1 protein-coding gene (only partly in view) is annotated in these 23,272 nt (G+C 70.9%); it reads right to left on the bottom strand.

What is annotated here, in order from left to right; translation table 11 throughout:
- Positions 1 to 23,272, bottom strand: the 5' portion of a protein-coding gene (locus tag FHR32_RS45625; RefSeq protein WP_312882950.1) for an SDR family NAD(P)-dependent oxidoreductase. Its footprint begins 7,958 nt before the window's first position; the window shows 23,272 of its 31,230 coding nt (coding positions 1-23,272); the start codon lies at positions 23,270 to 23,272; the stop codon falls past the left edge of the window.

Below are 23,272 nucleotides of genomic sequence, written 5' to 3'. Positions count from 1 at the left end.
CACCGTCAGGGCCCAGTTCGAGGTAGGCGCGTACGCCCTGGGCGTGCAGCGTGCGGAGGCCGTCGGCGAACCGTACGGCACCGCGAGCCTGGTCCACCCAGTAGCCCGGCGAGCACAGCAGCTCGGCCGTGACCACCTCGCCGGTCAGGGTGGAGACGATCGGGATCTCCGGCGGGTTGTAGGCCAGCGTCTCGGCGACCGCGCGGAAGTCCTCCAGCATCGGGTCCATCAACGGCGAATGGAAGGCATGCGACACCCGCAACCGCCGGACCTTGTGTCCGCTCTCTTCCAAGACGGCGGCCGTCTCCAGCACCGCCCGCTCGGCCCCGGACATCACGATGGAGGCCGGACCGTTCACCGCCGCGATCGAGACCTCAGACCCGCTCAGCAGCTTCGCGACCTCCTCCTCCGACACCTGCACCGCCACCATCGCCCCACCGGCGGGAAGCGCCTGCATCAACCGCGCCCGCGCCGCCACCAACGTGCACGCATCCTTGAGCGACAACACCCCGGCCACATGCGCCGCCGTGATCTCCCCGATCGAGTGGCCTGCCAAATAGTCAGGCTTGATGCCCCACGACTCCACCAGCCGGAACAACGCAGTCTCCAGCGCAAAGAGCGCCGGCTGCGCCCACCCCGTCTGGTCGAGCAGGTCGGCAGCGTCACTGCCCGGCTCGGCGAACATCACCTCGCGAACCGAACCGTCCAGATGACGGTCGAGCTCCGCGACCACCGAGTCCAGCGCCTGCGCGAACACCGGGAACCGCTCGTACAGCTCCCGCCCCATCCCCGCCCACTGACTCCCCTGACCGGTGAACAGCACCGCGAGCCGAGGCTCCGAGCCGGCCAGCCCGCGCACCACGCCGACACCGGGGCGATCCTCGGCCAGGGCTCTCAGCCCGCCCAGCAGACCGTCGCGGTCCTCGGCGACCACCACCGCCCGGTGCTCGAACGCCGATCGAGCTGTCACCAGCGTGAACGCGACGTCGGCCGGCCCCACGCCCGACTCGCCGCCCACGAAGGACGCCAGCCGCCCGGCCTGCGCCCGCAACGCCTGCCCGGTCCGGCCCGACACCACCACCGGCACTGCCGCCTGCACCGGCCCCTGACCCGTCACCGGCCCCGGTAGCGGCCCCTGCTCGATGATCACGTGCGCGTTCGTGCCACTGATCCCGAAGGACGACACACCCGCCCGCCGCGGACGCCCGGTCTCCGGCCAGCCAGTGGCCTCAGCCAGCACCTCCACCGCACCGGCCGACCAGTCCACGTGAGACGACGGCGTATCCACGTGCACCGTCCTGGGCAGCACCCCGTGCCGCATCGCCATGACCATCTTGATCACACCGGCGACGCCCGCGGCAGCTTGCGTGTGACCGATGTTCGACTTGATCGACCCCAGCAACAGCGGCCGCTCCCGATCCTGCCCGTAGGTCGCCAGCAGCGCCTGAGCCTCGATGGGGTCGCCCAACGTGGTGCCGGTCCCGTGGCCTTCCACCGCGTCCACGTCAGCCGGGGTAAGCCCCGCACCGGCCAGCGCCTGAGCGATCACCCGCTGCTGCGACGGACCATTCGGCGCCGTCAACCCGTTCGACGCGCCGTCCTGGTTGATCGCCGACCCGCGCAGCACGGCCAGCACCTGGTGGCCGTTGCGCTGAGCGTCCGACAGCCGCTCCAGTACGAGCACGCCGACGCCCTCTGACCAGCCCACTCCGTCGGCGGCTTCGGAGAACGACTTGCACCGCCCGTCCACCGACAGCCCGCGCTGCCGGGCAAACCCTATGAAGGTCTGCGGCGTGGACATGACCGTCACGCCACCGGCCAGCGCCAGCGAGCACTCACCCGACCGCAGCGCCTGCGCCGCCAGATGCATCGTCACCAGCGACGACGAACACGCGGTGTCCACGGTCACCGCCGGGCCCTCCAGCCCCAGCGTGTACGACACCCGGCCGGAGGCCACGCTCAGCGCGGTCCCGGTGGCTTCATACCCTTCGCTCTGGTCAGGCCCTTGAGCAGCGGCGGCCAGGGGCACGCTGTAGTCGTTGTACATCACCCCGGTGAACACGCCAGTACGGCTACCGCGCAACGACCCCGGCTCGATCCCCGCCCGCTCCACCGCCTCCCACGACACCTCAAGCAACAACCGCTGCTGCGGATCAACCGCCAAAGCCTCACGCGGCGAAATCCCGAAGAACCCCGCATCGAACTCATCCGCCTCATGCAAAAACCCACCATGACGCGTATATGACGTCCCCACCCGACCAGGATCCGGATCATAGATCCCCTCCAGATCCCACCCCCGATTCACCGGGAACCCACTGATCGCATCAGTCCCCTCCATCACCAACCGCCACAGATCCTCCGGACAAACCACCCCACCCGGATACCGGCACGCCATCCCCACGATCACGACCGGATCATCCGACACCGGGGCTACGACGGTGGGAACCACCGTGTCGGCCTGCTCGCCCAGCAGTTCGGCTAGTAGGAAGTCCGCCAGCAGTACCGGCGTCGGGTAGTCGAACACCAGCGTCGCCGGCAGCCGCAACCCGGTCGCTGTGCTCAACCGGTTACGCAACTCCACCGAAGTGAGAGAGTCGAAGCCCAGCTCGCGGAACTCCCACCGCATCTCCACCAGCTCCGGCGAGGCATGTCCCAGCGCCGCAGCCACCTGGCCCCGGACCAGGTCCATCACGAACCGAACCTGATCAGCCCGCCCCATGCCGGCCAGCCGCCCGCCCAGCGCCCCGTCAACGACCGGCGCCGAAGCCGCCGACCGGCGTACTCCTCGCACCAGTCCCCGCAGCAGATGCGGCACCGAGCCCTGCGCCCGTGCCGCCGAGTCATCGAACCGGGCCGCCACCACCGCCGCACGGCCCACCGCAACGGCCGCGTCGAACAGCGCCAACCCCTGCTCGGCCGTCAGCGGCGGCATCCCGGCCCGCGTCATGCGGCGAAGCTCGGCGTCGTCCAGTCCACCGGTCATCCCGGCGTCCTGCGCCCATGGACCCCATGCGAGTGACGATCCGGCCAGGCCCAGTGCACGCCGATGCTCGGCTAGCGCGTCCAGGAAGGCGTTCGCGGCCGCGTAGTTGGCCTGCCCCGCCGTACCGAATGTGCCCGCCACCGACGAGAACAGCACGAACGCGGCCAGGTCCAGGTCGCGGGTCAGCTCATGGAGGTGCCAGGCTCCGTCCGCCTTCGGCTTCAGTACGGCTGCCAGCCGCTCCGCCGGCAGTACCGGGATAGTGCCGTCGGCCAGCACTCCAGCGGTGTGAACGACCGCCGTGAGTGGATGCCCGGGATCCACCTGCGCGAGCAACGTGGCCACCTGACCCCGGTCGGCCACATCGCAGGCGGCGATGGTGACCTCGACGCCATGCGCGATCAGCTCGGCCCGCAGCTCCACCGCACCTGGAGCGTCCATTCCGCGGCGGCTGGCCAGCAGCAGACGCCGTACCCCTTGCTCGGCCACCAGATGCCGCGCCAGCAGCCCGCCCAGACCACCGGTGCCACCGGTGATCAACACGGTGCCCTCCGCGTCCCACGCACGAGCGCCAGAGGCGCCGGCCGTCACCACCCGCGCCAGGCGGGGAACCGTCACCGCGCCGCCGCGCACCGCCACCTGCGGCTCACCCGACGCCAGCACCGCGACCAGCACCTCGGGCGCCACCAACGGCGTCCCCGGCACGGGCGGCTCCCCTACCGGCGACAGATCCAGATCACTTTCGGGACGCCCGGCCACAACGTCCACCAGCACGAACTGGCCAGGATTCTCCGTCTGCGCGCTTCGCACCAGCCCCCACGCCGCCGCAGCAGCCAGATCAACCGTGCTCTCGCTGTCATCGACCGCCACGGCACCGCTGGTCACGAACACCAGGCGGGAACCGCGGCACCGTTCATCGGCCAGCCATGCCCGCACCAGCCCCAGCACCTGCGCGGCCAGCTCGTGAACCGCCCCCACCGTGTCGCCGCGACCGTCCGACCCGACCGCGACCGTCACCACGTCCGGCACCACCTCCAGTGAGGCCAGTCCCGCGGCAAGGTCAGCGCCCGAACCCGCCCTCAACTCGGCCACGTCACCCAACGGTCCGGACGCCGGCTCGTGCAACGTCGCCCACTCCAGGTGGAACAACTCATGACTGCCGGCGACCGGCAGGTCGTCAACCGAGAACGGCCGCAACACCAGCGACCGCGCCGAGAGCACCATCTCCCCGGAGGCGTCCACCGCGCTCACCGAGACCGAATCATCGCCCTCCCTGGCCAGCCTCACCCGCAGGACGGACGCACCACCTGCGTGCAGGCACACCCCCCTCCACGAGAACGGCAACAGCACGCCCTCGTAACCGCCCAGCCCGGCGAAGGGCAGCACGTGCAGCGCCGCGTCCAGCAGCACCGGATGCACCCCGAACGAACCAGCGTCAGCCGCCGGCTCGGGCAGGACGACCTCCGCGAACACCTCCCCTTCGGCACCCCGCCACGCCGCCCGCAACCCCTGGAACACCGGCCCGTAGTCGAGCCCGATCTCGGCCAGCCGCTGGTATAGCCCGTCCAGCTCGATCACAGACGAGCCCCGAGGCGGCCACACCTCCGCGCCACCGAGTACCTGATCGTGTCCCGCGCCGCTCGCCAGCACACCACTGGCATGCAGTACCCACCCATCACGATCGCCCGCCTCAGCGGCCCTGGCATGAACACTCAGTTCCCTGCGACCCGACTCGTCAGCGGGTCCCACCCGCACCTGAACCGTGACAGCCTCGTCTCTGCCCAGCACCAGCGGCGCGGTCAAGGTCAGCTCCTCGACCACGTCACACCCGACCTGGTCACCCGCCCGGATCGCCAGCTCCAGGAACCCCGTCCCGGGGAACACCACGGCACCACCCACCGCGTGATCAGCCAGCCATGGGTGCGATCCCAAGGAGATCCGGCCGGTCAGCAACGCCTCATCGGAGTCGGCCAGCCCCACGGCGGCGCCCAGCAGCGGATGGCTCGCAGCGGTCAAACCCAGCCCCCGGGCGTCCCCCGCTCCTGCGGGACCCGGCCAGAACCACCGCCGCTGGAAGGCATACGTGGGCAGTTCCACTCGGCGGGCGCCGGGGAACACGGCCTGCCAGTCGAGCCGTACACCATGCACATGCAGCTCGGCCAGCGCCGACAGGACCGCGTGCTGCTCACCGCGATCCCTGCGGAGCACCGGCACCAGCACCGCGTCGGTGAACGTTTCCTGGGCCATCGCTGTGAGCACGCCGTCGGGACCGAGCTCCAGATACGCCCGCACACCCTGCGCGTGCAGCGCACGAACACCGTCGTCGAACCGTACAGCCTGGCGGACCTGATCCACCCAGTAGCCCGGCGAACACACCTGCTCGGCCGTGGCCAGTTCCCCGGTCAGGGTGGACACGATCGGGATCCGCGGGGGGTGGTAGGTGAGCGTCTCGGCGACCGCGCGGAAGTCCTCCAGCATCGGGTCCATCAGGGATGAGTGGAAGGCATGGGACACCCGCAACCGCCGCGTCCGTACGTCACGGGACTCCAATATGGCGGCCAGCTCGACCACCGCTTCCTCCGCCCCGGAAATCACCGTGGAGGCCGGGCCGTTCACCGCGGCGAGCGAGACTTCACCCCCGGCGAGCAGGTCGGCGACCTCCTTCTCAGCCGCCTGCACCGCGACCATCGCCCCCCCGGGGGGAAGCGCCTGCATCAACCGGGCCCGTGCTGCGACAAGGGTGCACGCGTCCTTGAGGGACAGAACCCCGGCCACGTGAGCCGCCGTGATCTCCCCGATCGAGTGGCCTGCCAAATAGTCAGGCTTGATGCCCCACGACTCCACCAGCCGGAACAGCGCAGTCTCCAGCGCGAACAACGTGGGTTGCGCCCACCATGTCTGGTCGAGCAGTCCTGCGGCGTCACTGCCCGGCTCGGCGAACAGCACCTCCCGCGCCGCCCCTTCCAGCAGCGGGTCCAGCTCGAAGAGCACCGTGTCCAGCGCCTGCGCGAACACCGGGAACCGCTCGTACAGCTCCCGCCCCATTCCCGCCCGCTGACTCCCCTGGCCGGTGAACAGGAAGGCAAGCTGCGGCTCCGCGCTCGCCACCCCACGCACCACGTCGCCACTGGGCTGATCGTCGGCGAGCGCATTCAGCCCAGCCAGCACACTTTCGCGATCCCCGGCGACCACCACCGCCCGGTGCTCGAACGCCGAGCGCGTCGTGGCCAGCGAGAACGCCGTATCGGCCAGCCCCAGACCATGCTCGCCATCCAGGGAGGAGGCCAAACGCCCAGCCTGTGCCCGCAACGCCTCAGCCGATCTGCCCGACACCAGCACGGGAACCATCGCGGCATCCGACGCCATCGCCCCGTCCTGGGCTATGCCTGCGTCTGGCTTCTCCGCGAGTACCTGACCTTGTTCGATGATCATGTGGGCGTTGGTGCCACTGAAGCCGAACGACGACACGCCCGCCCGCCACGGCCGATCGACCTGCGGCCACGGCTTGGCCTCGGTCAGCAACTCGACCGCGCCAACCGTCCAGTCCACGTGCGAAGACGGCGCATCCACATGAAGCGTCCTGGGCAGCAGCCCGTGCCGCATCGCCATGACCATCTTGATCACACCCGCCACGCCGGCAGCTGCCTGCGTGTGACCGATGTTCGACTTGACCGACCCCAGCAGCACGGGCCGCTCCCGATCCTGACCATAGGTCGCCAGCAACGCCTGAGCCTCGATCGGATCACCCAACCTCGTACCCGTACCGTGCGCCTCCACCACATCCACACCAGCGGACGTCAACCCCGCAGCGGCCAACGCCTGCCGGATCACCCGCTGCTGCGACGGACCATTCGGCGCCGTCAACCCGTTCGACGCGCCATCCTGATTGACCGCCGACCCCCGCACCAACGCCAAAACGTTGTGGCCGTTACGGCGCGCGTCCGACAACCGCTCCAACACCAGCAGGCCGATCCCCTCCGACCAGCTCGTCCCATCCGCCCCCTCAGCGAACGCCTTACACCGCCCATCACCCGCCAACCCACCCTGAGCACTGAAATCGATGAACATCCCCGGCGTCGCCATCACCGTCACCCCACCCGCCAACGCCAGCGAACACTCCCCACCCCGCAACGCCTGCACCGCCAGATGCAACGCCACCAGCGACGACGAACACGCCGTGTCCACCGTCACCGCCGGGCCCTCCAACCCCAACGCGTAGGCGATCCGCCCCGTCGCGACACTCCCGGCGGTCCCGGTCGTCACGAAACCCCGCACATCCAGCGGGAACTCCACACTCGGCCCGTAATCGTGATAGATAACCCCAGCGAACACCCCGGTACGACTACCGCGCAGCGACACCGGATCGATCCCCGCCCGCTCCAACGCCTCCCACGACACCTCCAGAAGAAGCCGCTGCTGCGGATCCATCGCCAACGCCTCACGCGGCGAGATCCCGAAGAACCCCGGATCGAACTCCCCCGCCCCATGCAGGAACCCACCCTCACGCACATACGAGGTCCCCCGACTCTCCCGATCCGGGTCGTAGACGGCCCCCAGGTCCCAGCCGCGCGTCGTCGGGAACCCCCCGATCGCGTCCCCGCCCTCGGCCACCAGACGCCACAGGTCTTCGGGAGAGTCGACCCCGCCCGGGAAGCGACACGCCATCGAGACGATCACGACCGGATCATCCTCCACCAGACGTACCTCAGGCGGCAGCGCGACCGCGTCGGCCTGCTCACTGACCAATTCGCCCAGCAGGAAGTCCGCCAGCACCGTCGGGGTCGGGTAGTCGAACACGAGCGTGGCCGGAAGCCGTAACGCCGTCACCGTGCTCAGCCGGTTGCGCAGTTCCACCGCGGTGAGCGAGTCGAAGCCCAGATCGCGGAACTCACGCCGCATCTCCACCATCTCCGGTGAGGCATGCCCCAGCACCGCGGCCACCTGCCCGCGGACCAGATCCGCCACCAGTCGGATCCGATCCGCCCGGCTCAGACCGGCCAGCCGCCCGCCCAGCGTCTCACCTCCGGCCGGTGTCAAGGCCGAGGCCGCCGACCGGCGGGCTCCCCGTACCAGGCCACGCAGCAGATGCGGCACTTCGCCACCGGCCCGCGCCACTGCCGCCGCGTCCAGCCGGGCCGCCACCACGATCGCCCCATCCACCGAAGCAACCACGTCGAACAGCGCCAGACCCTGCTCGATCGTCAGAGCTGAGATCCCCGAACGTTCCATGCGCCGCATGTCGGCCTGGCCCAGCGTGCCCATCATTCCCGCACCCTGCGCCCAGGCGCCCCACGCAACCGACACTCCGGCCAGGCCCAGCGCACGCCGGTGCTCGGCCAGCGCGTCCAGGAAGGCGTTTGCCGCCGCGTAGTTGCCCTGTCCCGGCCCGCCGAAAGTGCCCGCCACTGACGAGAACAGCACGAACGCGGCGAGGTCCATGCCCTGGGTGAGTTCGTGCAGGTGCCAGACGGCATCGACCTTCGGCCTCAGGACGGTGTCCAGCCGTTCCGGTGTCAGTGAGGCGATCGTGCCGTCATCCAGCACACCCGCCGCGTGAATCACCACGGTCAGCGCACGCCCGGACAGCAGCGCCGCCACCTGGTCTCGGTCGGCCATGTCGCAGGCGGCGATCTCGACGTCTGCGCCGTGAGCGATCAGCTCGGCCTGCAGCTCCGCCGCTCCAGGAGCGTCGAGTCCCCGCCGGCTGGTCAGCAGCAGATGCCGCACCCCGTGCTCGGCCACCACGTGCCGAGCCACCTCAGCACCCAGACCACCCGTGCCGCCGGTGATCAGCACCGTCCCATCCGGATCCCACCGGCGCGGCATCGTCAACACGATCTTGCCCGTATGCCTGGCCTGACTCATGAACCGGAACGCCTCCCGGCCGCGTCGCACGTCCCACGCCGTCACCGGCAACGGCCGCAACTCACCAGCCGCGAACAACCCCATCAGCTCGATCAGGATCTCGCGCAGCCGATCGGTGCCCGCATCCAGCACATCGAACCAGCGATAAACCAACCCCGGGAACCGGTCCGCGTCACGGATATCGAGCTTGCCCATCTCGACGAACCGGCCCCCCGGACGCAACAACCGCGCCGAGGCATCGACGAAATCCCCGGTCAACGAATTGAGGACCACGTCGATCCCCCGCTCCCGGCGGAACTTCTCCTCGAAGTCCAGATCCCGCGAGGAGGCGATGTGATCGTCCGGGATACCCAGCGACCGCAGCACGTCCCACTTGGCCGGACTCGCCGTGGCGAACACCTCCACACCCAGCCGCTGCGCCAGTTGGATCGCCGCCATCCCCGCACCGCCCGTGCCGGCATGCACCAGCAACGACTCACCAGCCCGCAACCCGGCCAGATCCATCAACCCGTAGAAGACCGTCAGGAACACCACCGGGATCGTCGCCGCCTCCTCAAACGACATCCCGTCGGGGATCTTGGCCAGAACGCTGGAGCCAGTCACCGCAAGAGGCCCGAACCCCCCATCGACCAGTCCGACCACGCGATCCCCAGGCACCAAGTCCTCGACCTCGGGACCCACCTCCAGGACCACCCCGGCCGCCTCGCCGCCCATCAAGCCGACCTTGTCCTGGAACCAGCCCAGCGCATTCAGCCCATCCAGCAGATCCCGGAAGTTCACCCCCGCGGCATGGACCTCAATCCGCACCTGCCCAGCAGTCAGCGGAGCAGCGGCCTGCGGGAACTCCAGCAGCTCCAGCGCATCCAGACTCCCCTTGGCCCGACTGCCCAACCGCCACGCCACCCCACCCGACGGCGGCAACAACCCCGCCCCCGACCCCAGCACCGCCAACCGCAACACCCGAACCTGCCCAGCCCGCACCGCCACCTGCGGCTCACCCGAAGCCAGAACCCCAGCCAGCGTCTCCAGCCCCAGACCCGCGCCCCCATCCAGCACAGCCGGCCCCGCGCCCGAACCCACATCCAGAAGCACGAACCGGCCCGGATTCTCCGACTGCGCCGACCGCACCAGCCCCCACACCGCCGCAGCGGCCAGATCCGCCACCGCCTCACCCTCGCCCGCCGCCACCGCACCGCGCGTCACGAACACCAGCCGCGAAGCCGCAAACCGCTCATCGGCCAGCCACTCCTGCAACAGACCGAGCGCCGAAGCGGCCACCTCGTGCGCACCTGCCACCGCATCCATCCCCTGCCCGGCCACCCCGGCCAGCACAGCACCGGGAACCGGCCCGGCCGAGGCCAGCGCCGACAGATCCGGATGAACCTCGACCGGCCACGCCTCCACAAGATCCGGCCCCAGCCCCTCCAGACCGGCCACCGTCACATCCGCCGCAGGCAGGTCGGCGAGCGTGCTCCACTCCAGCCGGAACAGCCCATCCCGCTCCGACACCCGACCACCCGCAGCGGCGAGCTGGTCCGGCGAGAACGGACGCAACACCAACGACCCCACCGACAACACCGGCTCACCAGCGGCATCCACCGCCGTCAACGCGACCGAATCGACACCCGTCCCGGCCAGCCGCACCCGCAATACGGACGCCCCGCTCGCCCGCAGACACACCCCACCCCACGAGAACGGCAACCGGCCACCCCCCGCACCATCCAGGCCCCAACCCCCCAGCCCGGCGAACGGCAGCACGTGCAGGACCGCGTCCAGCAGTGCCGGATGCACGCCGAACATCGCCGCATCAGCAACCTGCTCGGGCAGCACGACCTCGGCGAACACCTCACCGTCGGCACCCCGCCAGGCCGCCCGCAGCCCCTGGAACACCGGCCCGTAGTGGAACCCCTCTTCGGCCAGCCGCTCGTAAATCCCAGCCACGTCGATCACGGACGCACCCGGCGGCGGCCATGCTCCGGCGTCGAACCGCTTCCCGGCCTGGCCGTCCACCGCCAGCACACCGGTGGCATACCGTACCCACGGCACCTCGTCGCCGGCCTCGGCCGCTCGTCCGTAGACACCCAGATCACGACGACCCGACTCATCCGGCGCCGCCACCCACACCTGCACGGCCACCGCATCCCGCTCACCCAGCACCAGCGGGGTCGTCAAGGTCAACTCCTCGACGACGTCACAGCCGACCTGATCACCCGCTCGGATCGCCAACTCCAGGAACCCGGTGCCGGGGAAGATCACCGTGCCGCCGACCATGTGATCTGCCAGCCACGGATGCGACGAGAAGGAGATCCGGCCGGTCAGTAGCACGCTGTCCAACCCCGCCAGCCCAACAGCAGCCCCGAGTAGGGGATGGCCCGCAGCCGCCAACCCCGCAGCCGTCACGTCCCCCGCTCGTGAGCCGGCGCCATCGGGCCAGTAGCGCTGACGTTGGAAGGCGTACGTGGGCAGTTCCACAGGTCGCTCACTCGGCACCACCGCACGCCAATCGAGCCGCACTCCATGGACATGCAGTTCGGCCAGCGCCGACATCGCGGTGTGCTGCTCATCGCGGTCCCTGCGCAGCACCGGCACCAGCACCGCGTCCTGGTCGCCGAGTGCGCCGAGGGTTTCCCGGGCCATCGCCGTGAGAACCCCGTCGGGCCCCAGCTCCAGATAGGCCCGCACACCCTGCGCGTGCAGCGCACGAACACCGTCATCGAACCGTACGGCCCGGCGAACCTGGTCCACCCAGTAGTCAGGCGAGCACACCTGCTCAGCCGTGGCCAGCTCCCCGGTCAGCGTGGACACGATCGGAATACGCGGAGCGTTGTAGGTGAGATTCCTGGCCACGGCACGGAAATCGTCCAGCATCGGGTCCATCAACGGCGAATGGAACGCATGCGACACCCGAAGCTGATGTGTTCTGAATCCCCGCGCCTCCAGAGCAGCAGCTGCCTCCAGCACCGCCTTCTCAACACCGGCGATCACGGTGGACGACGGGCCGTTCACCGCAGCAATCGACACCTCGGAAAGCAGTCCGGCGACCTCCTCCTCGGACGCCCGCACCGCCACCATCGCCCCACCGGCGGGAAGCGCCTGCATCAACCGCGCCCTCGCCGCCACCAGTGTGCACGCGTCCTTCAACGACAACACTCCGGCCACATGCGCCGCGGCGATCTCCCCGATCGAGTGGCCCGCCAGCACGCCCGGCCGTACACCCCACGCCTCGACGAGCCTGAACAGCGCCGTCTCCAGGGCGAAGAGCGCCGGCTGCGCCCATCCGGTCTGGTCGAGCAGTTCGGCCCCGGAGAACAGCACCTCCCGCAGCGACGGGTCGAACTCGGCCAGCACCTCGTCCAACGCCTGCGCGAACACCGGGAAGCGGTCATACAGTTCGCGGCCCATTCCCGCCCGCTGACTTCCCTGACCGGTGAACAGCACCGCGAGCCGAGGCTCCGAGCCGGCCACTCCGCGCACCACGCCGGCACCGGGGCGATCCTCGGCCAGGGCTCTCAGCCCGCCCAGCAGACCGTCGCGGTCCTCGGCGACCACCACCGCCCGGTGCTCGAACGCCGATCGAGCCGTCACCAGCGTGAACGCGACGTCGGCCGGCCCCACGCCCGACTCGCCGCCCACGAAGGACGCCAGCCGCCCGGCCTGCGCCCGCAACGCCTGCTCAGTCCGACCCGACACCACCACCGGCAGCGACCCCAGGGTCGCATCCGGTGCAATCCCGGCACCCGAGGCGGCCTCCACGCCCCGAGTCACCTCCGCGCGGGCGTCGACCCTGCTTTCGGCGACCACCGGCCCCTGCTCGATGATCACGTGGGCGTTGGTGCCGCTGATCCCGAACGACGACACGCCCGCGCGGCGCGGACGATCGCCCTCCGGCCACTCCACCGGCGACGTCACCAGTTCGACGGCGCCTTCGGTCCAGTCCACGTGCGACGACGGCGCGTCCACGTGCAACGTGCGCGGCACCACACCCTCGCGCATCGCCATGACCATCTTGATCACACCGGCCACACCGGCAGCGGCCTGCGTGTGACCGATGTTCGACTTCACGGAGCCGAGAAGCAACGGCTGATCACCGGTACGGCTCTGGCCGTACGTGGACATCAGGGCACGCGCCTCGATCGGATCGCCCAGCCGGGTCCCCGTCCCGTGTGCCTCGACCACATCGACGTCCGAGGCCGACAGCCCCGCGCCGGCCAGCGCCTGACGGATCACCCGCTGCTGCGACGGACCGTTCGGCGCCGTCAGGCCGTTGGACGCGCCGTCCTGATTCACCGCCGAGCCGCGCAGCACGGCCAGCACCTGGTGGCCGTTGCGCCGGGCGTCCGACAGCCGTTCCAGGACGAGCACGCCGACGCCCTCCGCCCAGCCCACGCCGTCGGCGCTGTCGGAGAACGACTTGCACCGGCCGTCGACGGACAGCCCGCGCTGGCGCGCGAATCCGATGAAGGTGTTCGGCGTGGACATCACGGTCGCTCCGCCCGCCAGCGCCAGCGAGCAGTCTCCGGAGCGCAGCGCCTGCGCCGCCAGATGCAGCGCCACCAGCGACGACGAGCACGCGGTGTCCACGGTCACCGCCGGACCCTCCAGCCCCAGCGTGTACGACACCCGGCCGGAGGCCACGCTCGGTGCGGTGCCGGTGCCTTCGTAGCCTTCGACGGCGTCACGCTGGCCGAGCCCCTCGACGACCTCGCCGACGGCGACCTGGTGCAGCCGACCGGCCGCGTTGCCCAAGGCCAGGCCGTAGTCGTTGTACATCACCCCGGTGAACACGCCAGTACGGCTACCGCGCAACGACCCCGGCTCGATCCCCGCCCGCTCCACCGCCTCCCACGACACCTCAAGCAACAACCGCTGCTGCGGATCAACCGCCAAAGCCTCACGCGGCGAAATCCCGAAGAACCCCGCATCGAACTCATCCGCCTCATGCAAAAACCCACCATGACGCGTATACGACGTCCCCACCCGACCAGGATCCGGATCATAGATCCCCTCCAGATCCCACCCCCGATTCACCGGGAACCCACTGATCGCATCAGTCCCCTCCATCACCAACCGCCACAGATCCTCCGGACAAACCACCCCACCCGGATACCGGCACGCCATCCCCACGATCACGACCGGATCATCCGCCACCGACCGCATCACCGGCAGCTCCGCCACCGGCTCGGACTCCACCGCCCCGGAGAGCTCAGCGGCCAGGAGATCCGCGACGCTGCGTGACGTCGGGTAGTCGAAGACCATCGTGGCCGGCAACGACAACCCGGTCGCGGCGGCCAGTTGGTTGCGGAGTTCCACCGCGGCCAGTGAGTCCAGTCCCATCTTGCTGAAGGCCTGATCGGGACCGACCGCGTCCAAGGACGCGTGCCCCAGCACCGCCGCCACATGCCGTCGTACCAGCTCGTCCAGCACCCGATGGCGCTCGGCCTCGTCCAGACCGGTCACTCGCCGCCTGAACCCACCCTCATCGCCGCCGCCGGCGACCGCGCGCACCGCCCGCCTGGCCGTGGGCACCAGCCCTCGCAGCAACGCAGGCACCTGCTCGCCGCGGCTCCGCAGTACCTCAACGTCTACCCGCAGCGGCACCGTCATCGCTTCGTCCGCACGCAGGCTCAGATCGAACAGCCGCCTCCCCTCGTCCGCGGACAACGCAGGCAGTCCTAGCCGGGCCAGCCGATCACGGTCGGCATCGGACAACTCCGCGCTCATCCCGGTGGCCACATCCCACAGCCCGTAGGCCAGCGACGTCGCCACCAGCCCGCACGACCGCCGATGGGCCGCCAGCGCGTCCAGGAACACATTGGCCGCCGCGTAGTTGCCCTGGCCCGCCGCCAGCACCAGGCCACCCGCCGACGACACCAGGACGAACATCGCCAGCGGCAGATCTCGCGTCAGCTCGTGCAGGTGCCATGCCGCGTCCGCCTTCGGCCGCAGCACCGCGTCCAGCCGTTCCGGAGACAACGACTCCACCATCGCGTTGTCCGCCACGCCCGCCGCATGGACGACGCCCACCAGCGGCGCCGATCCCACGACCTGCGCCAGTGACTCCCGATCGGCGACGTCGCAGGCCACCACCCGGACCTCGGCCCCGAGGGCGGTCAGCTCCTCCACCAGCCGCTTGGCCCCCTTGGCCGCCGGTCCCCGCCGGCTCACCAGCAGCAGCGACCGCACGCCGTGATCGGTCACCAGGCGACGAGCCAGCAACGCCCCCAACCCGCCGGTACCGCCCGTCACGAGCACCGTTCCCCCGGCCACCTCCGGTGAGCCGATGTACGGCACTGCGGCCGCCCCGATGAAGCCGCCAGGCTGCCCGGTCGAGTCCAGGTACGGCTCAGCGGCGGAACCGCCGACCCGGGGCTGGGCCATCCTGACGAGCCGCGGCACCAGGAACGCCCCCGATCGCACCGCGAGCTCCGGCTCACCGCTTGCCACGGCCGTACGCACCGCCGCGTCCCTGTCCTGTCCCTCCTCCAGGTCCAGAAGCACGAACCGGCCCGGATGCTCGGCCTGCGCCGCGCGCACCAACCCCCACACCGGCGCGATCGCCACATCGGCGCCCTCGCCCTGACCAACCGCCACCGCACCCCTGGTCACCACCACCAAGGGCCCCAAAGCCGAGCTCTCCAACCACCTCTGCAGCGCTTCCAGTACGTCACCGGCCACGGAACGCACTACGTCCGGCACGTCACCGGCGGGCCGCTCCGAGCAGTCCAGCAGCTCAGCCGGTCCGGCCTCGTCGGCAGCAGCGGGCAGCTCGATCGGGTTCCACGTCACCCGGAACAGGGACCGCTCGCCCGCTCCGCCCAACTGCTCCGCCGACACCGGACGCCCCACCATCGACCCGGCCGACAGCACCGGACGCCCGTTCTCATCGGCCACGTTCAAGGTCAACGTGTACTCACCTGTATGCCGCACCCGCACGCGCACCGTCGAGGCACCCGCCGCGTGCAAGGCCACCTGCCGCCACACGAACGGCAGCACCGCCCGCCCGCCACCGGCAACGCCGGAGGGGTCGAACAGCGACACGTGCATCGCCGCGTCCAAGAGGGCAGGGTGCATCCCGAACCGTCCAGCCTCGGCAGCCGCCCGCTCATCCAGAACGACCTCGGCGTACAGCTCTTCTCCCCGGCGCCATGCCGTACGCAAGGCCCGGAACGCGGGTCCATAGCCGTAACCGACCTCGACCAGCCGCTCGTAGGCGCCCGCGAGGTCGAGCTCGGTCGCGCCCACCGGCGGCCACTGCACGAGGTCGAAGCCTGGCTCCGCCGCCCGCTCCACGAGCACACCCTGCGCGTGCAGCGTCCATTCGCCGCCGTCGTGCTCGTCCGCCCGCGAGTACACGCGCACCGCGCGCCTGCCGGACTCGTCGGCGCCGTCGACCACCACTTGGACCTGAACCCCACCGGAGTCGGGCAAGGTCAGCGGTGCCTGCAATGCCAGTTCCTCGACCACCGCGCAGCCGACCTCGTCACCCGCGCGGACGACCAGCTCGACGAACCCGGTTCCGGGCAGCAGCACCCGGCCCAGAATCCGGTGATCGGCGATCCACGGGTGGGCCGACGCCGACAACCGGCCGGTCAGCACCACCCCACCGGACTCCGGCGACGCCACCACTGCCCCGAGTAGCGGGTGGAGCACCGATCCCAGCCCCAACCCACGTGCGTCCCCGCCGCGCCGGGCGCTCGGCCAGAAGCGCTCCTTCTGGAAGGCGTACGTGGGCAACTCCACCTTCCTGGTGCTGGGGAACACCGGATGCCAGTCGAGCCGGACCCCATGGACGTGCAGCCCGGCCAGCGCCGTCATGATCGTCTTCTGCTCGTCCTGGCCCTTGCGCAGCGCCGGAACCGCATAAGCGCCCGGGTCGGCGAGCGTGTCTCCGGCCATCGCGGTGAGCACCCCATCGGGGCCGAGCTCCAGGTAGGCCCGCACGCCCAGACCATGCAGGGCGCGAACGGCGTCGGCGAACCGTACGGCCTGGCGGGCCTGGTCCCCCCAGTAGTCCGGCGAGCACAGCTCCTCCGCGGAGGCCACCTGCCCGGTCAGCGTGGACACGATCGGGATCCGCGGCGGGTGGTAGGTCAGCGTCTCCGCAACGGCACGGAAGTCGTTCAGCATCGGGTCCATCAACGGCGAGTGGAAGGCGTGCGACACCCGCAACCGGCGGGTCTGTACGCCGCGGGACTCCAGAACGGCGGCCACCTCGACCACCGCGTCCTCCACCCCGGAGATCACCGTCGAGGCCGGGCCGTTCACCGCGGCGACCGACACCTCACGCCCGGAAAGCAGACCGGCGACCTCCTCCTCGCCGGCCTGCACCGCCACCATCGCCCCACCAGGGGGAAGGGCCTGCATCAACCGGGCCCGGGCCGCCACCAACGTGCACGCGTCCTTCAGGGACAGCACCCCGGCCACATGCGCTGCCGTGATCTCCCCGATCGAGTGCCCGGCCAGAACATCCGGACGCACGCCCCACGATTCGACGAGCCGGAACAGCGCCGTCTCCAACGCGAACAACGCCGGCTGCGCCCACCCCGTCTGATCCAGCAACTCTGTTTCGGTGAACAACGACGCGCCGAGCTCGGCACTCACCTCGTCCATCGCCTCCGCGAACACCGGGAAGCGGTCGTACAGCTCCCGGCCCATCCCCGCGCGCTGGCTCCCCTGGCCCGTGAACAGGAACGCGAGCTTCGCCGGACCTCCCGCCGATCCGGTCACCACACCCGCGGCCGGCCCGTCCTCAGCCAGCGCGACCAGCCCCAGCACCATCTCCGCACGATCAGCACCCACCACGGCCGCGCGGTGTTCGAATGCCGAGCGAGCAGTCGCCAGCGACAGTCCCACCTCGGCCAATCCCACGCCGGGCGAGCTCTCGACGTGCGACAGCAACCGCGCCGCCTGCGCTCGCAACGCGCCTGCCGTACGGCCGGACACGACCCACGGGACGGGCCCGCCCGCGGGGGCCTCAGCCGCGGCAACCGACGGCCCCTGCTCGATGATCACGTGGGCGTTGGTGCCGCTGATCCCGAACGACGACACGCCCGCGCGGCGCGGACGATCGCCCTCCGGCCACTCCACCGGCGACGTCACCAGTTCGACAGCGCCTTCGGTCCAGTCCACGTGCGACGACGGCGCGTCCACGTGCAACGTGCGCGGCACCACACCCTCGCGCATCGCCATGACCATCTTGATCACACCGGCCACACCGGCAGCGGCCTGCGTGTGACCGATGTTCGACTTGATGGACCCCAGAAGCAGGGGACGATCACGGTCCTGACCGTAGGTGGCGAGCAGCGCCTGGGCCTCGATCGGGTCGCCCAGGGTGGTCCCCGTCCCATGGGCCTCGACCACGTCGACATCCGTATGGGACAGTCCCGCACCGGCCAGCGCCTGATGGATCACCCGCTGCTGCGACGGACCGTTCGGCGCCGTCAGGCCGTTGGACGCGCCGTCCTGGTTGATCGCGGAGCCACGGACCACCGCGAGCACCTGGTGACCATTGCGCCGAGCGCCGGACAGCCGTTCCAGCACGAGCACGCCCACGCCCTCCGACCAGCCCACGCCGTCGGCGCTGTCGGAGAACGCCTTGCATCGCCCGTCAGAGCTCAGCCCGCCCTGGCGGGAGAAGCCGACAAAGGTGTCCGGCGTGGACATCACCGTCACACCGCCCGCCAGCGCCAGCGAGCATTCCCCCGAGCGGAGCGCCTGGGCCGCCATATGCAGCGCCACCAGCGACGACGAGCACGCCGTGTCCACGGTCACCGCCGGGCCCTCCAGGCCCAGCGTGTACGACACACGGCCGGAGGTGATGCTGCCCGTCGTCCCGTTGACGACGTCCCCGGTGGATGGGTAGTCGTGGTACATCATCCCGGCGAAGACACCGGTCGGGCTGCCCTTCAGGGAGAGCGGGTCGATGCCCGCCCGTTCGATGGCTTCCCAGGAGGTCTCCAGCAGCAGCCGCTGCTGGGCGTCGATCGCGAGGGCCTCGCGGGGTGAGATGCCGAAGAACTGCGCGTCGAATTCGGCCGCGTCGTACAGGAATCCGCCTGCGCGTGCGAACGAGGTGTCCTGGAGTTCCCAACCGCGGTCGGCGGGGAAGCCGGAGATGGCGTCCCTGCCCTCGGCGACCAGCTCCCAGAGCTGTTCCGGTGAGGTGACGCCGCCCGGATACCGGCAGGCCATGCCGACGATGACGATCGGGTCTCCGGTGACAGGAGCCGTGACGTGCACGGGAGCCGCGGACTCGACGCCATCGAACCGGCCGTGGATGAAGCGGGCCACCGCCGCCGGGGTCGGGTGATCGAACACCAGTGTGGCGGGCAGGCGCAGTCCTGTTGCCTCGATCAGCCGATTGCGCAGCTCCACCGAGGTGAGGGAGTCGAGGCCGAGGTCCTGAAAGGTCAGGTCCGGCGAGATCGCGTTCGCGGAGGCATGCCCCAGAACGGCCGCCACCTGCGCGAGCACCAGCGTGGACGCTTCCTCTCCCGAGAACTCGCTGGGAGCGGGGGCGGCCGCCTGGCGCATGGGCGCGGGGACGAGCGCGCGCAACACCGCCGGGACCCGGCGCTGTGCCCGCAGCGCTGCCCGGTCCACCCGGGCTGCCACCAGCACCGGTTCCGGGCTCACCAGGGCGGCATCGAACCAGGCGAGTCCCTGATCTGCGGAGAGCGGTCGCAGGCCGAACCTGGCCATTCGGCGCAGGTCCGTGTCGGTGAGGGCGCTGGTCATCCCCGTGTCCTGCGCCCAGGGACCCCACGCGATGGACATGCCCGGCAGACCCTGGGCGGCGCGCTGCCGTACGAGAGCGTCGAGGAAGGCGTTCGCGGCGGTGTAGCTCGCCTGGCCGCCGCTGCCGAGGATCGCGGAGACCGAGGAGAACACCACGAACGCGGTCAGGCCGAGGTCGCGGGTAAGTTCGTGCAGGTGCCAGGCACCGTCCACCTTGGGACGGAGTACGGCTTCCATCCGTTCCGGGGGCAGGGTCTCGGCCGGGGCGTCGTCGATCACTCCGGCGGCGTGGACCACGCCGGTGAGGGGGTGCTCCGGTGGGATCGCGGCGATCAGCCGGGCCAGGGCGTCACGGTCGGACACGTCGCAGGTGACGGCCATGACCTCGGCGCCCAGGTCGGTCAGATCCGCCACCAGGTCAGCGGCGCCCTCGGTGTCCGGGCCGCGACGACCGGCCAAGGTCAGGTGGCGTACACCGTGTTCGGTGACGAGGTGGCGGGCGACGAGCGCGCCGAGGCCGCTCAGGCCGCCGGTGACCAGCACGGTGCCATCGGCACTCCAGGTCGTCGCGACGTCATCCGCAGCGGGGGCGTCGGCTCTGATCAGTCGCGGCACCTTGAGCAGACCGTCGCGCACCGCCAGTTGCGGCTCCGCGGAGTCGAGCGCCGCGGCCAGCGTCCGGCCGTCGAGGTGATCGGGGTCGAGGTCCAGCAGGACGAACCGCCCCGGGTTCTCCACCTGCGCCGAACGCACGAGGCCCCAGACCGCCGCCGCGACCGGGTCGGGCGCGGTGTCCATCGCCCCTGAGGTCACGAAGACGATGCGCTCGCCGCTTCCTGCCTCCTGCAGCCGGGCCAGCACCGTCGAGGTCGCCGACCGTACGGCGAGCGGAACGTCGTTCCCGGCGGGGATCGCCATCGGCACGAGCGTCACCTCCGCAGCGGAACCGGTCTCCACCGCGTGCCCCGCCTCGCGCAGGGCAGCGGCCAGACCCCACTCGTCCGGGCCGAGCACCGACCACCGCCTGGCCGCAGGCTCCCCGGATGCCGCCGCGGGCTGCCAGTCCAGCCGCAGCAGCGGCCCGCCGCCGGCGCGTGCCGTACGGCTGGGCGCACGGAAGGCGAGGGAGCGCACCGAGGCGACCACGCCCCCCGCATCGGCCACGACCAGCGTGATCGTGTCCTGACCAGCCAAGCTCATCCGGACCCGGAGCGCCGACGCGCCGGACGCGTGCAGGGACACCCCGCTCCAGGCGAACGGCAGCAGCCCAGCCTCGTCGAGCCCGGCCAGGGATGCCACCTGCAGCGCGGCATCGAGCAGCGCGGGATGCAGACCGTAGGAGCCGGCGTCGGCGTCTTCCGGCAGGGCGACCTCGGCGAACACCTCCCGCTCGGTCCGCCAGGCGGCACGCACCCCCTGGAACGCCGGGCCGTACGAGAAACCCGCCTCCGCCCGCCGCTCGTAGAAGCCGTCGAGATCGACCGGAACGGCGTCCGCGTGGGACCATCCGGCGTCCTGGGCGCTCGGCACACCAGACGACAGCACGCCGGTGGCATGCTGGATCCACGGCGCGTCCGGCTCGCCCTCGGGACGGGAGTACACGCCGACCGTACGGCTGCCGCCCGCGTCGGCGCCGAGCGCCACCCGCACCTGGACACCTCCCCGCTCTGGCAGCACGAGCGGGGAGGTGAGCGTGAGCTCCTCCAGCAGGCCGCAGCCGACCTCGTCACCGGCCCCGAGCGCCAGTTCGACGAAGGCCGTGCCGGGGAGCAGCACCTGACCGGCCACCACATGATCGGCCAGCCAGGGATGCGCGGCGGTCGAGACCATGCCGGTGAACAGGAATCCGCCGGTGTCGGGCAACTCCGTGGCCGCGCCGAGCAGCGGGTGACGCGGCCGGTCCAGCCCGGCGGCGGTGACGTCGCCCGCGACCTGCGAGAGCTTGGGCCAGTACCGCTCCCTCTGGAAGGCGTAGGTCGGCAGGTCCACGCGGCGCGCGGCCGGGACCAGTTCCTGCCAGCGCACCGGCACGCCGTGCACGTGCAGCCGGGCGACAGCGGTGAGCGCAGTCTCTTCCTCGCCTCGGTCCCTGCGCAGGATCGGGAAGGCGGCGACGTCCGAGAGATTCTGATGGACGAGGGCCGAGAGCCCGCCGTCGGGACCGAGCTCCAGGAACAGCTCGGCTCCGGCGGCGCGCACCGCCGCGGCGAACCGCACCGGACGCACGACATGGTCCACCCAGTACTGCGGCGAGCACAGGTACGCGGCGTCGACCGGCTCGCCGGTCACGGTGGAGATGATCGGCGTCCTCGGCTCGTGGAAGATCAGCCCCTCGACGATCTCCCTGAACTCCGCGAGCATCGGTTCCATCAGCGGCGAGTGGAAAGCGTGGCTCACGCGCAGGCGGGTGGACTTGGCGAAGCGCGCGGTGGTCTCAAGGACGGCGTCCTCGTCCCCGGCGATCACGACGGACGACGGCCCGTTCACCGCGGCGATGACGGCTCCGCTCTCCAGCAGCGGCTCGACCTCAGTCTCGCCGGCCTGTACGGACACCATCGTCCCGCCCTCAGGCAGCCGCTGCATCAGGCGGCCACGGGCCGCGACCAGCGTGCAGGCGTCGGCCAGGGAGAGCACACCGGCCACATGGGCGGCGGCGATCTCGCCGATCGAGTGCCCCAGCAGCAGGTCAGGCGTCACGCCCCAGGACTCGATCAGGCGGAAGAGCGCGACCTCGATCGCGAAGAGCGCCGGCTGGGCGAACTCGGTACGGTCCAACAGCTCCGGATCCTCGCCGTACATCACCTGCTTCAGGCCTTCGGGCAGCCGCGTGAGAATGTCGTCGAGCGCGTGGGCGAAGACCGGGAACCGGGCGGCGAGGTCGCGGCCCATCCCGATCCGCTGCGCACCCTGTCCCGCGAACAGCACCGCCAGCGCGCCGGGCGGACCGGCCACACCACGTGCGGCCTCGACCACGCCGTCGCCGGTGGCCAGCAGGACGGCCCGGTGGGCGAATACCGAGCGAGCCGTCAGCAGCGAGTATCCGAGATCGGCCGGATCCGCCCCGGTCTCGAAGGACATCAGCCGTTCGATCTGGGCGCCGAGCGCGGCCTCGCTCTTGGCGGAGACCACCCACGGCACAACCGCCGGTACCATGCCGGATGCCGTCCCTGGTTCAGGGGCCGGGACGTCCTCGATGATCACGTGCGCGTTGGTGCCGCCGATCCCGAACGACGACACACCCGCCCGGCGCAGACGACCGCTCTCGGGCCATTCCACCGGCGAGGTCACCAGTTCCACGGCGCCGGCCGACCAGTCGACCCGGGACGTGCGCTCGCCGGCGTGCAACGTCCGCGGCACGATCCCCTGCCGCATGGCCATCACCATCTTGATCACACCCGCGACACCGGCGGCCGCCTGGCTGTGACCGATGTTCGACTTGATGGACCCGAGCAGCAGCGGCCTCTCGCGGTCCTGGCCGTACGTCTCCAGCACCGCCTGGGCCTCGATCGGATCGCCCAGGGTGGTGCCGGTCCCGTGCGCCTCGACCACGTCCACATCCGCCGGGGTCAGGCCGGCGCTGCGCAGGGCCTGCCCGATCACCCGCTTCTGGGAGGCGCCGCTGGGGGCGGTCAGGCCGTTGGAGGCCCCGTCGGAGTTGACGGCGGAACCACGCAGTACGGCCAGCAC

Source organism: Streptosporangium album (genome assembly GCF_014203795.1).
Classification (GTDB): Bacteria; Actinomycetota; Actinomycetes; order Streptosporangiales; family Streptosporangiaceae; genus Streptosporangium; species Streptosporangium album.
Note: the sequence above shows the minus strand (reverse complement) of the source record. Positions and strands in the feature narration are given on the sequence as shown.